The organism is Novosphingobium beihaiense (genome assembly GCF_022832375.1).
GTDB classification, from domain to species: domain Bacteria; phylum Pseudomonadota; class Alphaproteobacteria; order Sphingomonadales; family Sphingomonadaceae; genus Novosphingobium; species Novosphingobium beihaiensis.
The window spans coordinates 87,455-102,184 of sequence record NZ_JALHLG010000005.1; the positions used below are offsets into that span (position 1 = coordinate 87,455).

Annotated in this window: 13 protein-coding genes and 1 other RNA gene; 11 read left to right on the forward strand and 3 right to left on the reverse strand. The window is 65.3% G+C overall.

Annotated features, from left to right (window positions below; all coding sequences use genetic code 11):
• The first annotated feature begins 44 nt into the window (after positions 1-44).
• The 4 genes from MTR66_RS03970 (at position 45) to MTR66_RS03985 (ending at position 2,839) form a co-directional block, all read left to right on the forward strand.
• Positions 45-356, forward strand: coding sequence for a PepSY domain-containing protein (locus MTR66_RS03970; RefSeq protein ID WP_243918121.1), 312 nt, complete (start codon positions 45-47; stop codon positions 354-356).
• A gap of 77 nt (positions 357-433) precedes the next feature.
• Entirely contained in the window at positions 434-1,111 is a 678-nt protein-coding gene (locus MTR66_RS03975; RefSeq protein WP_243918123.1) for a response regulator transcription factor, read from the forward strand.
• Between the two features lie 100 nt (positions 1,112-1,211).
• Positions 1,212-2,531: a sensor histidine kinase gene (locus MTR66_RS03980; protein ID WP_243918125.1), complete on the forward strand. Its 1,320-nt coding sequence runs from the start codon at positions 1,212-1,214 to the stop codon at positions 2,529-2,531.
• A 104-nt stretch (positions 2,532-2,635) separates the two neighbouring features.
• Positions 2,636-2,839: a hypothetical protein gene (locus MTR66_RS03985; protein ID WP_243918127.1), complete on the forward strand. Its 204-nt coding sequence runs from the start codon at positions 2,636-2,638 to the stop codon at positions 2,837-2,839.
• 27 nt (positions 2,840-2,866) lie between these two features.
• On the opposite strand, the gene MTR66_RS03990 is transcribed toward MTR66_RS03985, so the two are convergent.
• Positions 2,867-3,166 carry a chorismate mutase gene (locus tag MTR66_RS03990; protein WP_243918128.1) on the reverse strand — a complete coding sequence of 100 codons (300 nt, stop codon included), beginning with the start codon at positions 3,164-3,166 and terminating at the stop codon, positions 2,867-2,869.
• 109 nt (positions 3,167-3,275) lie between these two features.
• On the opposite strand from MTR66_RS03990, the gene MTR66_RS03995 reads away from it, so the two are divergent.
• Together MTR66_RS03995 and MTR66_RS04000 are read left to right on the forward strand one after the other, a co-directional pair.
• Entirely contained in the window at positions 3,276-4,292 is a 1,017-nt protein-coding gene (locus MTR66_RS03995; RefSeq protein WP_243918129.1) for a polyprenyl synthetase family protein, read from the forward strand.
• 38 nt (positions 4,293-4,330) lie between these two features.
• Complete coding sequence (locus tag MTR66_RS04000; protein WP_327194477.1) at positions 4,331-5,134, forward strand: energy transducer TonB family protein; 804 nt, start codon at positions 4,331-4,333, stop codon at positions 5,132-5,134.
• Between the two features lie 24 nt (positions 5,135-5,158).
• On the opposite strand, the gene MTR66_RS04005 is transcribed toward MTR66_RS04000, so the two are convergent.
• A complete protein-coding gene (locus tag MTR66_RS04005) occupies positions 5,159-6,895 on the reverse strand; it encodes a putative bifunctional diguanylate cyclase/phosphodiesterase (protein WP_243918130.1) in 1,737 nt (578 codons plus the stop codon).
• Between the two features lie 321 nt (positions 6,896-7,216).
• On the opposite strand from MTR66_RS04005, the gene hrpB reads away from it, so the two are divergent.
• The 5 genes from hrpB (at position 7,217) to MTR66_RS04030 (ending at position 12,421) form a co-directional block, all read left to right on the forward strand.
• Positions 7,217-9,670, forward strand: coding sequence for an ATP-dependent helicase HrpB (hrpB, locus tag MTR66_RS04010; protein ID WP_243918131.1), 2,454 nt, complete (start codon positions 7,217-7,219; stop codon positions 9,668-9,670).
• 45 nt (positions 9,671-9,715) lie between these two features.
• Positions 9,716-9,994: an ETC complex I subunit gene (locus tag MTR66_RS04015; protein ID WP_243918132.1), complete on the forward strand. Its 279-nt coding sequence runs from the start codon at positions 9,716-9,718 to the stop codon at positions 9,992-9,994.
• 72 nt (positions 9,995-10,066) lie between these two features.
• An RNA gene (ffs, locus tag MTR66_RS04020) (signal recognition particle sRNA small type) lies at positions 10,067-10,161 on the forward strand.
• Between the two features lie 69 nt (positions 10,162-10,230).
• Complete coding sequence (locus tag MTR66_RS04025; RefSeq protein ID WP_243918133.1) at positions 10,231-12,084, forward strand: DNA polymerase III subunit gamma/tau; 1,854 nt, start codon at positions 10,231-10,233, stop codon at positions 12,082-12,084.
• A gap of 1 nt (position 12,085) precedes the next feature.
• Complete coding sequence (locus MTR66_RS04030; protein ID WP_243918136.1) at positions 12,086-12,421, forward strand: YbaB/EbfC family nucleoid-associated protein; 336 nt, start codon at positions 12,086-12,088, stop codon at positions 12,419-12,421.
• A 16-nt stretch (positions 12,422-12,437) separates the two neighbouring features.
• Here MTR66_RS04030 and MTR66_RS04035 read toward each other — a convergent pair whose 3' ends face one another.
• A complete protein-coding gene (locus MTR66_RS04035; protein ID WP_243918138.1) occupies positions 12,438-14,531 on the reverse strand; it encodes a putative bifunctional diguanylate cyclase/phosphodiesterase in 2,094 nt (697 codons plus the stop codon).
• Positions 14,532-14,730 lie beyond the last annotated feature (199 nt).

Genomic DNA, 14,730 nt, shown 5'->3' on the forward strand with positions numbered 1-14,730 from the left:
TTCAGGACTTGTTCAACGCCGGAACCTTAGGCACCCAGACTGTGATGAAAAAGCTTCTCCTTCCCCTCTCCGCACTTTCGGCGCTTGCGCTCGGCGCAGCCTCGCTTCCTGTCCGTGCCCATGCGGACGACAGCGGTGAGCAGGGCGAAGCGCGCAAGGAACGCAAGGCAGGCAATATCCTCTCGATCCGCCAGATCGAAAGGATCGTGCTGCCGCGGATGGGGGGGAAGCAATACCTTGGCCCCGATTATGATTCCGCCGCAATGGCTTACCGGCTGAAGTTCATCCAGAACGGAAAAGTCTATTATGTCGATGTCGATGCCCGCACCGGGCGCATCATCGGCCAATCGCGGTAACCGTACCCCGGGCAGCCTCGCTTGACGCTCACCGGGTTTCGGCCCATTTCAGCCGGGTTCTTTAAGGGAGACCTGAATTGCGCATCCTGATCGTCGAGGATGAACCTACTCTGGGCAACCAGCTCAAGACCACGCTGGAGCAGACCGGCTATGCCGTGGACCTGTCCACCGATGGTGAAGACGGGCATTTCCTCGGCTCTACCGAAGAATACGACGCGGTGATCCTTGATCTCGGCCTGCCCGAGATCGACGGGCTTACTGTGCTGGGCATGTGGCGCAAGGAAGGGCGCAATTTTCCGGTTCTGGTGCTGACCGCGCGCGACAGCTGGTCGGACAAGGTGGCCGGGCTCGATGCCGGGGCGGACGATTATCTGGCCAAGCCGTTCCAGACCGAGGAACTGATTGCCCGCCTGCGCGCGCTGATCCGCCGCGCTTCGGGCAATACGTCGAGCGAACTGACGGCGGGCGACGTGCGGCTCGATACCCGCTCGGGCCGGGTCACGCTGTCCGGCGAGCCGGTGAAGCTGACGGCGCAGGAATACAAGCTGCTGTCCTACCTGATGCACCACAAGGGCAAGGTGGTCAGCCGCACCGAACTGATCGAGCACATCTACGATCAGGATTTCGACCGCGATTCGAACACGATCGAGGTCTTCGTCACGCGCATCCGCAAGAAGCTGGGTGCCGATGTCATCACGACGATCCGTGGCCTTGGCTACAGCCTCGACGATCCCGCCGACGCCCCCCGCGGCTGAACCGCCGTCCGGGCCGGCCAGCGCACCTGCGGGGGCGAAGGTTCCGGCTGCGGCGGACGGGAGTGCGGCGCCCACGCATACCGGATCGCTTGCCCGGCGCATGATGCTGATCGCGGCGGGCTGGATTTCGGTCCTGCTGCTGGTGGGCGGGCTGGCGCTCGATCATACGCTGACGGGGCTCGTCACCCGCAATTTTGACGAGCAGCTCGGCTACATGCTCACCGGCATGATCGGCTCGGCGGAGATCGGGGCGGACGGCGATGTGTTCTTCATCCGCCCGCTCGGCGATCAGCGCTTCATGGAGCCCAATTCCGGCCTCTACTGGCAGATTCGCGGCAAGGGGCATGAGGACTATCCCTCGCGCTCGCTGTGGGACCGCAGCCTTGATGTGCCCGAGGATCACTTCGACGCGCAGCCGCATGTCTATGACAGCGACCAGTTCGAGGGCGAGCCGCTGCGGGTGATGGAACGTTCGATCATCCTGCCGGGCAGCAAAACCAAATGGATGTTCACGGTTGCGGCCAGCCGCAAGGATCTGAACGAGCAGATCAAGACGATCCGCGCGATTCTGGTCTACAGTTTCGTGGCGCTGGGCTTCGGGCTGCTGCTGATGGCCGGGATGCAGACGTGGTATGGCCTGTTCCCGCTGCGCCATGTCCGCCGCGCGATCCAGAAACTGCGCACCACTGGCGCCGCGCGCGTGACCGAGCCCCTGCCGCAGGAAGTCGAGCCGCTGGTGGGCGAACTCAATGCCCTGCTGGCCCATACCGAGCAGCAGGCGGAGGAAGCGCGCACGCACGCTGGCAACCTGGCCCATGCGCTCAAGACCCCGCTGACAGTGCTGATGAACGCGGCGACCGCGCAGGCGCCGGACTTGTCCAATACCGTAATCCGGGAGGCGGCGGTTATGCGCCGCCAGGTCGATCACCACCTGGCCCGCGCCCGGGCCGTGGGGCGGCGCGCGGCAGGCCTGTCGCGCGCGGATGTCTGGCCCAGTCTGGAGGCGGTGCTGCGCGCGGTAGAGCGGCTCTATGAGGACACCCGCTTCGACCTCGACGGCAATCAGGCTGCGGCCGTGGCGATGGAAAAGCAGGATCTGGAGGAACTTCTCGGCAACCTGATCGAAAACGCCGCGAAGTACGGCGGCGGCAGTGTCTTCGTGACGGTGGATGCGGGGGAAAAGACGCCCCGGTTTTGCGAGATCTGGATCGAGGACGATGGCATGGGCATTCCCGAGGCCGAGCGCGTGCGGATATTCGATCGCGGGGCGCGGCTCGATACCGGCAAGCCGGGGACCGGGCTTGGCCTGGCCATCGTGCGCGATGTTGTCGAAATCTATGGCGGCACGGTTGCGCTGGAAGAGAGCGAGGATCTGGGCGGTCTGCTTGTCAAACTCCGGCTGCCGCGCGCGGTGTCCTGAATGGCCGGGGCGGCCTGACCCGCCGGGGACAAGGTGCCCGAAACGGGTTGCGGATCGGCCCGGCTGCCCTCATGTGGCCCATCGATGAATTCCAAGGAGCAGCCATGACCGACACCATCCCCCTCGCATTGACCTCCGACGAGATCGAAATGCTGGTTGATGCCCTTGAGGCCGATATGGAAGGCTACGTCGAAGCCGCCAAGGAAGCGCGTGGCAACAACAACCGGGAAGACGTGCAGACCTTCACCGAAGCGGCCACCCGTATCCAGACCCTGCTGAGCAAGTTGCAGGATCTCGTCGAAGAGTGACCGGCAGGAGGGCTGGCGGCGTTGCCGTCAGCCCGCTTTTGCGCGCTCGTGGTGGCGGATGACTTCGTCAATCACGAAGCGAATGAACTTCTCGCCGAAATCGGGATCGAGATTGGCGTCTTCCGCCAGTTTGCGCAGGCGGGCAATCTGCCGTTCCTCGCGCCCGGGATCGGATGCGGGCAGGTCGTGCTCGGCCTTGTAGGCGCCCACGGCCTGCGTGATGCGGAACCGTTCGGCCAGGATGTGGATCAGCGCGGCATCGATGTTGTCGATGCTGGAGCGGAAGCCGGCGAGAATGGCGTCGGTAGCGGGTGTGTCCTGGGTCATCGTGCGGCTGCGCTAGCACGGGTTTTCCCCGTCTGCCAGCCGGACTGTTTACCTGACGGTTAGCGTTTACACTTGCGTTGAAGACGATCAGCGCGCAATGCGCGGGGCGATGAGTGCAGACGTTATTTCCCTGCGTTCCCGCAGGTCGCAGCCTTCCCTCGCTCCCATGCTGGCGCTGACCGCCGCCGGTATGAACAGCGTCAATTCCGTCATCCTCGACCGGATGCAGAGCGAGATCCCGCTGATCCCGGCGCTCGCCGGGCACCTGATCTCGGGCGGCGGCAAGCGCATGCGCCCGATGCTGACTGTCGCTGGCGCGGAACTGTGCGGTTATCAGGGCACTCGCCATCACAAGCTGGCAGCGGCCGTGGAGTTCATCCACACCGCCACGCTGCTGCATGACGATGTCGTTGACGGATCGGACCTGCGCCGGGGCAAGGCGGCCGCCAATATCGTGTTCGGCAATCCCGCCACGGTTCTGGTGGGCGATTTCCTGTTCACCCGCTCGTTCGAACTGATGGTGGAGGATGGCAGCCTCAAGGTTCTCAAGATCCTCTCGAACGCTGCCAGCATCATTGCCGAGGGCGAAGTCGATCAGCTCACCGCCCAGCGCAAGATCGAGACGAGCGAGGAGCACTATCTCCAGATCATCGGCTCGAAGACTGCGGCCCTGTTCGCCGCCGCCACCCGCATTGCCGCCGTTGTCGCGGAAAAGAGCGAGGCGGAGGAACTGGCGCTCGATGCTTTCGGCCGCAATCTGGGCATAGCCTTCCAGCTTGTCGACGATGCCATCGATTACGATTCGGAAGCCTCCGAATCGGGCAAGGACAAGGGCGACGATTTCCGCGAGGGCAAGATGACCCTGCCGGTGATCCTGGCCTATGCACGCGGCAATGCGGAGGAACGCAAGTTCTGGGAGGAGGCCATTGCCGGTTTCCGCACCGAGGACGAAGATCTGGCTCATGCTGTGGAGCTGATCAACCGCCACGGCTGCGTCGAGGCGACGCGCGAACGGGCGCGGCTCTATGCACAGCGCGCGATCGATGCGATTGCCGGTTTCCCGGCGGGTGAGGCCCGCTCGGCGATGGCTGAGGCCGTCGAGTTCGTGGTGGCGCGGCGCTACTGAGATCTGCCGCCGTTTTCTGAGGCCCGGCTTGCGATAATGTGGCGATTGCAGTGAAATCCGGGCTTGCATATCTCAGCGGCGTGATGCGTTCTCAATCTGATCGTGTGCCGACGGGCTATCAGTCCGGGTCGCCTCGTCAACGGCTGATCTCCATGGTGCTTTCGGCGGCGATCGTCGTGATGGCGCTGCTGGTGGCGATCTATCAAACGCAGGTGGCGCCCCGGCTGGAGAAGCAGAAGAACCCGGTCACATTCGATGTCGCGGGCAACGACAAAGAAGCGGGTAACAAGGCCAAGGAAAAGGCCCGGCAGGAGAAGAAAAAGCCCGAGACGCGCCGCCCTGTCCGCAGCGAGGCCCAGGCCAAAAAGCCCGTACCGACGGTCGAGCCACCGGCAGCCGCTCAAAAACCGGCCTTTACCTTTCTCAAGATGTCGAGTGCAGACATGGCCGCCGCGGACATTGGCGGCATGAAGCGTTCCGGGGACAGCGCCCCGGCGGGCGGCGGTGCGGTATATGGGCCGGGAGAGGGACCGGGCGGCGCAATCCTCTACAATGCGGACTGGTTCCGCGAACCCACCGATGCGCAGCTTGGCGGCTACCTGCCTGCCGGTGCGCCGAGGCAGGGATGGGGCATGATCGCCTGCCAGACGCTGGAGCACTATCGCGTCGACAATTGCCAGATTCTGGGAGAATCTCCACGCGGGTCCGGATTTGGGCGGGCCGTGCTTGATGCAGCGTGGCAGTTTCAGGTCGTTCCGCCGCGGATCAATGGCAAGCCGCAGCTTGGCACGTGGGTCCGTATCCGGATCGACTACGGGACGAAGACACCGGCTGCCGGTTGAAACCCGCCGGGGCAGCGCGCCCGGTCAGGCAGCGCTCCACCGCTCGGCTGTGCCGTCGTTCAGCCGGGCTAGAAGACTGGCGAAATCCATGGGCCGGGCAATGAAGTAGCCTTGTGCCAGCGAGAAACCGGCGAGCCGGGCGCTGATAAGCTGTTCCTCCGTCTCGATGCCTTCGATCACGCATTCCAGAGAGAGCGAGCGGGCCAGATTGCGGATCGCCGTAATCAGCCGCCGTCCCGATGCGTCGCCAAGGCGGGCGGCAAAGCTGCGATCGATCTTGACCATGTCGAGCGGCAGTTTGTGAAGCGAGGACAAACTGGAATAGCCGGTGCCGAAATCGTCCAGCGCAATGCGGGCCCCGGTATCGCGCAGCCGCTGGAGCGCGGCCTCGGCAATGTCGATATCGGTGATAAGCGAGGTTTCGGTTATTTCGAACAGGAGCCTGCTGGCATCGCATTGCGACGCCGTCAGGCGTTCCAGCAGGGCCGTGATCGTGCTGGCATCGCACAGATTGTGGCCGGACAGGTTGAACGATACGCGCAATGCCGCCGGAAGCTGCCGGACTGCTTCCAGGGCCGTATCGAACAAGGTCAGGGCCACTTCGCGGGCGCGCCCGACGCGCTCGGCCGAAGCGATCATGAGTTCGGGGGAAACCTCTCCCAGAGTGGGCGAAGTCCACCTCGCAAGGCACTCTACGCCAATCGGCTCCAGATCTTCGGTGGTGACGATTGGCTGATAGACCAGCGTCAGTTCCGTATCCAGATCGGCGACTTGCATAGCCGCGTCGATCGCCTGTTCTGACCGGATCAGGTGTTCCAGCTTCTCGGTAAACAGAACGCACTGCCCGCGATTCTGCTTCTTGGCGTGATAGAGTGCGAAATCGGCCCGGTCGAAGAGCAACTCGGCGCTGCTTGCCGTTTCCGGATAGACGGCAAGCCCTGCCGAGCACCCTACGGCAACCATAACGTCGCCGATCTGCACGGGCTCGTGAATGGCCCGGCACAAGGACTGGGCTACCCGTTCGGCGCCTTCAGGCCCGTCCATGACGATCAGCCCGAATTCGTCGCCGCCCAGCCGGGCGACGATCGTGTCGCTGGGGCACAAGGCTATCATCCGCTGGCCGATCACTTGCAGCAGACGGTCGCCATGCGCGTGGCCGTGGGTGTCGTTGATGGGTTTGAAACGGTCGAGGTCGATAAGGCCGATGGTAAAGGTCTCGCCCGGCTCTGCGCGGTCGAGCAGGCCTTTCAGCGTCGCGAAGAAATAGCGGCGGTTGGGCATGCCGGTCAGAGCGTCGGTCTGCGCGAGCCGTGCGTTTTCCTCGCTGAGGTTTTGCGCCTGGCGGCGTTCGCTCTGGAGTTCGCGCTGGGACTTTTCGAGGCTGACGAAGGATTCGTAGTAATCGCGCAGGATCTTCAGAACGACGGCCGTGACAAGCGCGATGTTGAGCGCGATCGCGACCAGCACCTCGGTGCCCTGCACAAAGCAGTACACGAGGAATGTGCCGAGAACGCTTACGGCGACCAGCAATGCAGCTACAGGCAGGAACGTCAGGCAGAAAATGCAGCCAAGCACGGTCACGGCAACGAATATCGCGACATGGCCGTGTTCGTAGGGGCCGCCGTAACGGTCCAGGCTCATGGCCCAGAATACGTAAGCCACAGACAGGGCAATGGCCAGGAGCACCGTGCGCCGGAGACGCGGCCGGACCAGCGAGATATCCAGATCCTTTTCGGAGACCGGGCGCATCCATATCAGCATGCGAATCATGCACGCGGCAATCAGAATCGCCGGGATGGTCAGCACCAGCGGACCCGGAGCCAGATTGCGGTGGGTGTAAGCCAGAATAGCCGCGTTGACAGATAAGAGCCCGTAAAGCGCAGGAATTTGTTCCCGCAATCGCAGGTATTGCGCTACCGGAAGAGGATGTTGACCAGCTCGGTTCATTTTCCGGGAGTTCGGGCCTTCGTTGTTTGTGCCGTTAATCGCTGATGGGCGCAATAAGGATGAAGTGTTGAAGAAACGTGGAGGAGGGTATTGCGCTGCTAGGCAGGAGGCCGTGCAATATCTAAGGCACCGCTGGTGAACGGCCTGCCAATTCATGCTGTCCTGGACGACCTTTTGCACGCGTTGCGGGCGCAGACCGGCGCCGTGCTGATCGCGCCGCCGGGGGCGGGCAAGACGACGGCGGTGGCCCCGGCATTGCTGGCCGAGCCGTGGTGCGGCGGTACGGTGATCCTGCTCTCTCCGCGCCGGGTGGCCGCGCGTGCGGCGGCCGAGCGCATGGCGGAGCAACTGGGCGAAAAGGCGGGGGAGACGATCGGCTATGTGACCCGCCTCGACACCCGCCGCTCCGCGCGCACCCGCGTCGTGGTGATGACCGAGGCGATCTTCGTTTCCACGATCCTGTCCGATCCCGAATTGGCCGGGGTTTCCGCCGTGCTCTTCGACGAGGCGCACGAGCGGCATCTCGACAGCGATCTGGGGCTGGCGCTGGCCATCGAGTGCCGCGATGTGCTGCGCGAGGATCTGCGGCTGGTGGTGATGTCCGCCACGATCGACGGGTCGCGCTTTGCCCGGCTGCTGGGAGAGGGCACGCCGGTGGTCGAGAGCGCGGGCAAGGCCTGGCCGCTTGCCGTGCGCTGGCTGGGCAGCGCGCCCGGTCAGCGGATCGAGGATGCCATGACATCGGCGGTCCTGACCGCCTGGCGCGAGCAGGAGGGGGATGTGCTCGCGTTCCTGCCCGGCGTTCGTGAGATCGAGCGGGTGGCCGAACGTCTGGCTGACAGGCTGCCGCAAGCGCTGGTCCTGCCGCTGCATGGCCAGTGCGAACCGGCCGCGCAGCGCGCCGCGATCCGCCGCGATCCGGAAGGGCGCCGCCGGGTGGTCCTGGCAACGGCGATTGCCGAAACCTCGCTGACGCTCGATGGCGTGTCGGTGGTCGTCGATGCCGGGCTCTCGCGCCGGGCCGAGTACGACAAGGCGGCTGGCGTCACCCGGCTGGCCACGCACCGGGCCAGTCAGGCCTCGGCGGCGCAGCGGGCCGGGCGTGCGGCGCGTCAGGGGCCGGGCGTGGCCTATCGTTTGTGGGAAGAAGCTGCGCACGCCGGGCGGCCCGCGTTCGATCCGCCCGAGATCACCACCAGCGATCTGGCACCGCTGACTCTCTCGCTGGCGCAATGGGGCAATACCGATCCTGCCGCGATGGCCTGGCTCGATCCGCCGCCTGCCCCGGCGCTGGAGGCGGCGCGCCGGGAACTGGAAGCGCTCGGCGCGCTCGACGATGCCGGGCGGATCACGGACTTCGGCGGCAAGGCTGCCAGCCTGCCGATGGACCCGGCGCAGGCGGCGATGATCCTGCGCGCGACGGAACGGGGCGCGGGAGACATAGCCGCGAAGCTGGCGCTGCTCTTGCAGGAACGCGGGCTGGGCGGGCGCAGCGACGATCTGGCGCAGCGCCTCTCGCGCTGGAACGGCGAGCGGTCTTCGCGTGCCGAAGCCTCGCGCAAGCTGGCGGCGGGGTGGGCGAAGCGGGCGCGCTCGCTGGTTTCCGGCGCGGCACTGGGGGAAGTGGTTCCCGCCGGCGTGCTCCTGGCGCTCGGCAGGCCGGACATGGTGGCGCGGCGCCGCGATGCTTCGGGCGAAACCTGGCTCTCGGCGGGGGGGCGGGGCTATGTGCTCGATCCCGCATCGCCGCTGGCGGCGCGGGAGTGGCTGGTGATCGGCGATGCGCAGGGGCAGGCGAAAGGCGCGCGCATTCTCTCGGGCGCTTCGCTCGAACCGTCCGAAGTGGAGCAATGGCTGGGGGACAGGATCGAACGGCGCTCGGTACTGCGCTGGAACGACAGCGAGGGCCGCGTCGAGGCCCGGCTCGAACGGCGGCTGGGGGCGATTACGCTGGCGAGCGGCCCCGATCCCGCGCCCGATCCGGATGCGGTCTCGGCCTTCCTGCTGGCGCGGGTGCGCGAAAAGGGGCTGGCGCTGGTGCCGTTCGGTAAGTCCAGCCTCTCGCTGCTGCGCAGGGCGCGCTATGCCGGGATCGCGGCCTTGTCCGAGGAGGCGCTCCTGGCGGATATCGATGTCTGGCTGGGGGCGCTGCTGGGCCGCCGTCTCGATGCGGTGGACAAGGGTGCCTTGCATGAAGCCCTGCGCGGCCGCCTGAGCTGGGAGGACCAGCAGGCGCTCGAAAAACTCGCTCCGGCCGAATTTCGCAGCCCGGCTGGAACGTCGCATGCCATCGATTACGAGGACGAGGGCGGGCCCAGCGTGGATGTGCGCGTGCAGGCGCTGTTCGGGCTCGACCGGCATCCCACGTTCGGCCAGCCGCCGCAGCCGCTGCTGCTCAAGCTGACCTCGCCCGCAGGCCGACCGATTCAGACAACGCGCGATCTGCCCGGTTTCTGGCGCGGATCGTGGCGCGATGTGCAGCGCGACATGAAAGGCCGCTATCCCCGGCACCGCTGGCCGGACGCGCCGTGGGCCGAAGATCCCAGCCTGAAGACGCGCAATGCCTTCGAGGCGTCGAAAGGGAAGTGATTTCGTCTTGATTTCCTGTCTGATTCGGGGGCAAAGCGCTCGTCCATGAGTGCACGTATCTATCAGCGCCCGAAGAACGCCATGCAGTCCGGCAAGGCCCTGCTGGACCAGTGGGTCCTCGAATTCGCGCCCGCAGAGGCCAAGAAGCCTGATCCCCTGATGGGCTGGGCCGGGTCCGGCGATACCCAGCAGCAGGTCGTGCTCCGGTTCCCCAATGCCGATGACGCCAAGGCCTATGCTGCGCGGTACGGTATCGAGGCCGAAGTGCACGCGACGCCGCCGCGCCGCCTGAAGCTGCAGGCTTACGCCGACAACTTCCGCTGAGCGCGTTTGTCCGGCCTGACAGCTGGACAAACGGGGGCTGGACAAACGGCAAGCCGCCCTCCATATGGCCGCCCGGGAGTCGGTCGGGCGCTTGCGTCCGCCAACCTGGTCAGGTCCGGAAGGAAGCAGCCACAACGGGTTGCGGCGGGTCGGCCGGCTCCTTTACCCCACATCGCCGCGCATAACCTTGAACCCGGGCGTGACCTGATCGCGTTTGCGGCTTAGTTTGCCACACGATGGACGATTCACGCGAGACTTTCGGCGATTCCCCTCCCTGGGACGACAAGGAGACGGAAGAGGCCGCCCCCAGCGCCGCAGAACTTGAAGCGGCCGGGCAGTCGTCGATGTTCGGCGAGCCTGCACCTGCACCTGCACCTGCGCCTGCGCCGCAATCCGAAGCGGCTCCCGCACCGCAACCCGAAGCCGCGCCTGCGCCGGTTCCCGCGCCGCCGCCTGCCGGAACGCCCGCGCAGCCCTATCGTGTGCTCGCCCGCAAATACCGCCCGCAGACGTTCGGCGAACTGATCGGGCAGGAAGCCATGGTCCAGACGCTGGCGAACGCCATCAAGCGCGACCGGCTGGCCCATGCCTTCCTGATGACCGGCGTGCGCGGGGTCGGCAAGACCTCGACCGCGCGCCTGATCGCCAAGGCGCTCAACTGCATCGGGCCCGACGGGCAGGGCGGGCCGACCATCGATCCCTGCGGCCAGTGCGAACCGTGCCTCGCTATTGCCGAAGGCCGCCATATCGATGTGATCGAAATGGACGCCGCCAGCCACACCGGCGTCGACGACGTGCGTGAGATCATCGAGGCGGTGCGCTATTCCGCCGTTTCCGCGCGCTACAAGATCTACATCATCGACGAAGTTCACATGCTGTCTCGCAATGCATTCAATGCCTTGCTCAAGACACTTGAGGAACCGCCCGCGCATGTGAAGTTCCTCTTCGCCACGACCGAAGTGGACAAGCTGCCGGTCACAGTGCTTTCGCGCTGCCAGCGCTTCGACTTGCGCCGCATCCCGACGCCGATGCTGGCGGAACACTTCGCGATGGTCTGCGGCAAGGAAGGCGTGGACGCGGAGGAAGAGGCGCTGTCGATGGTCGCCGCCGCGGCCGAGGGATCGGTGCGCGATGGCCTGTCGATCCTCGATCAGGCGATTGCCCATGCCGATCTTGATGGCGAGGGCAAAGTGCGCGCGGACAAGGTGCGCGACATGCTCGGCCTGTCGGACAAGTCGGTGCAGCGCAAGCTGCTCACCGCGATTCTCGACGGCAAGGGCGCGGACCTGCTGGAACTGGTGGCGCACCAGTTCTCGCTGGGCGTCGAGCCAGTGGCGATGATGCGCGGACTGATGGAGCTCGCGCACCGCATTGCCGTGGCGCAAGTCAGCGGCGCGGCCGATGCGCCCTCGGCCGAAGAGCGCGAGGCGATCGAGAACTGGGCCAAGGCCTTGCGGGCCGGGCAGCTGCATCGCCTGTGGCAGTTGCTGCTCAAAGGGCATGACGAAGTCCGCTCCGCACCCGATCCGCTGGTGGCGGCGCAGATGGCGCTGCTGCGGATCATGCATGCCTCCGACATGCCCGACCCCGGCTCTCTGGTGAAGAAGCTGGAAGAACTGGCCGCACGGGCGCCCGCAGCCGCGCCTGCGGCGGAAGGCGGCGCGCCGGCGGCAGGTGCGCCTTCGGCAACGGCCTTGGTTGCGCCGCGCTGGGAAGCGCTGGTCGACGATGTCGAGCATTACGGCCAGCCGGTGGCGGCCAACGTGATGCGTATGCAGGTTCGCGTGGTTGAGCTGACGCCGGGGGTGCTCCGCTATGCGCAGCCGCCGGGGTTCAAGGAAGACATCTCCGGGCAGCTCAGGAATGCCCTGCAGGAGGCCACGGGTGAGCGCTGGCAGGTGGAACGGGTCAACGCCGAAGGCACGCCGACGCTGGTCGAGCAGGTGGAAGCAAAGACCGTAGCCGACCGGCAGGCCATGCACACCTCGCCGCTGGTGGCCGCCACGCTGGCCGCCTTTCCCGGGGCGGAACTGATTGAAGACGATCGCCCGGCCGCCGTTGGCGGCCGGTCACGCAATTGGAGACGTTGAAATGAAATCCATGGAAGAGATGATCCAGGCCGCCCAGAAGGCCGCCGAGACCATCCAGCAGCAGATGACCGAAACCCAGGCCAAGCTGGACTCGATGGAGATCGAGGGCTTGTCAGGCGGCGGCCTCGTCAAGATCCGCTGCTCGGCGAAGGGCCGCGTCATTGGCGTCTCTATCGATGACAGCCTGATGCAGCCGGGCGAAAAGGGGATGCTCGAAGACCTCGTCGCCGCCGCTTACAACGATGCGCGGGTCAAGGCCGATTCGGTTGCCAACGAGGAAATGGCCAAGGCGCAGCAGGGCATGGGCCTGCCGCCGGGCTTCAAGATGCCGTTCTGAGCAAGACTGTACCGGATCAGGCGGCGGCGCTTGCCGGACCGCCTGTTTCCGTGTTCTGCGCTGCGGCCTGTTCCGCATAGAAGGATTCGATCGCTTCGGCTTCCACCGGCATGGAAAGGTGGAAGCCCTGCAAATGCGTGCATCCGGCCTCGCTCGCCGATTTGACGAGAAGGTGCTCGGACACGCCCTCGGCCACCACTTCGGCGCCGATCTGCCGGGCCATCTGCACGGCGGCATCGAAGACCGCGCGCGAGGTGGCATCGGCCTGGATATCCTTCACCAGCGAACGGTCGAGCTTGAGGCGGTCGAAGCGGAACGTCTTCATCATGCACAGCGACGAGTAGCCCGTTCCGAAATCGTCGAGCGCGATACGAAACCCGGCGTTGCGGAGCAGCTCCAGCGTCAGCAGGGCGCGGGTGTTGCGCTCGATCGAGACGGTCTCGGTCACTTCCAGGATGACCCGGCCCGGCTGGATGCCGTGCATGCGGCAGCGTTCGAGCAGGAAGGGGACGAAGCCGTCCTGTTGCAGTTGCAGCGGCGAAAGGTTGATGCTCATCGACAAGTGCGGCCACTGCGTCAGATCGGACAGCGCGCGCTCGATGATCCAGGCCCCCAGTTGCGGCATCCGGCCAGAGCGTTCGGCGGCGGGAATGAACTGGGCAGGGGAAACGTCGCCCAGGTCCGGGTGGCGCCAGCGCACCAGTGCTTCGACTTCACTGGCCTCGTCGCTCACGGCATAGATCGGCTGGTAGACCATGCGCAGTTCGCCGCTGGAGAGCGCGCGGGCGAGGTCGCGTTCGAGCATGCGGTCAAGATTCCGCGCATCTTCCAGATCGGCGGTGAAGCCCGTGGCGCGGTTACGCCCGTTGCGTTTGGAAGCGTACAGGGCAAGGTCGGCCTTTGATATCAGTGTGGTGACGGCATCGTCCTGCACCGTGCCGCGTTCGACGTAGCCCAGCGAAATGGTGACGGCGATGGAAAAGCCGTCGAAGTCGAACGGCTCGCGCACTTTGGCAGCCAGCTTGCTGCAGAGCACGGCTGGCGTTTCGCCAGCGGGGCAGCGCGCGTAGAGCGCGAACTCGTCGCCGCCGATGCGGGCCACCAGCGCATCATCGCCGAGCACGGCGCGCGCCCGTTCGCCGATAAGCTGGACGAGCGTGTCGCCCACGGCATGGCCATAGTCGTCGTTGACGTATTTGAAGCGGTCGATGTCGAAGACGGCAATGAATTCCCCGCCCGGCGCGGCCATATCCCGTATGCGGCGGGCGGCGGCATCAATGAAGGCCCGGCGGTTGGGCAGGCCGGTGGCCGGATCGGTGAATGCCAGATCCCGCACCGCGAGTGCATTGCGGCGGAATGTTTCGAGTGCGTGAGCCAGCGGGCGCAGTTCGCGCAAGGTGAAACGTTCCACGGCCAGATCGAGATCGCCATCCGCCAGGCGGCGCAGCGAACCGTGCATCCTGCGCAGTGCGGGCAGAATGTTGCACGACAGGTCCCACAGGATAATCGCGGCGAGAACCAGCGTAACGATTCCGATGGTCGATACCCGCCCGAACCATTGCCGGGTCGATCTTTCCAGACTGGCATAGGCCTTGTCGCGGCGGTGCTCGGCCTGTTCCTGCAAGTGCGCGGCCGATGCCAGCATGCGGTCGACTTCCCGAAGGGCCTGATGCTTGGTTTCTCCGCCCGTTGCGACGGCGGCGACGACCTGATCGAGATTGCCGAAAGTATAGCGCTGCTCCGTCCAGTCGAACGTGCCTGGGGCATCCATGCGCATGGCGTTGACCGTTTCGCCGATGTTCATGGCCACGTCGGTCAGGTCATCGGCCTCGCGTGCTGTGCCTTCCTGGGTGGCTCCGTCCAGGCCGTTGGCCTCGATACGGAAGTGCAGCACCTGTTTCATCAATTGCGCGCTATGCTCGGCCATGCTGATCGTGGCCTGCAGTTCCTCGCTTTCGCGGCGCAGCGCGACGGCCCGGTTCTGCGAGACGACCTGCAGCCCGAACGTGCAGGCGATGATCAGCGTGATGGCGAGAATCAGGCGCCGTTCCAACGATCCGAAAATCAGGCCTGAAAACCGCCTGATACGTTTGCCCACAATACCGAACATAAACAGATGCGCTCCCGATGCCCGCGTTCTTGCGCTGGCAGAATGGCGCTATAAGACGCTAATCGTTGACAATATGTGATCATAACCAACTGAAATTACTTGGTAATATTCACAAAAGTGTCATATTTCACTGGTGTGACAACAAGGATCGGGGCGGGCATCCACAACTGGCCCGGAAAGGGCCATTGCGCTGGGCTGG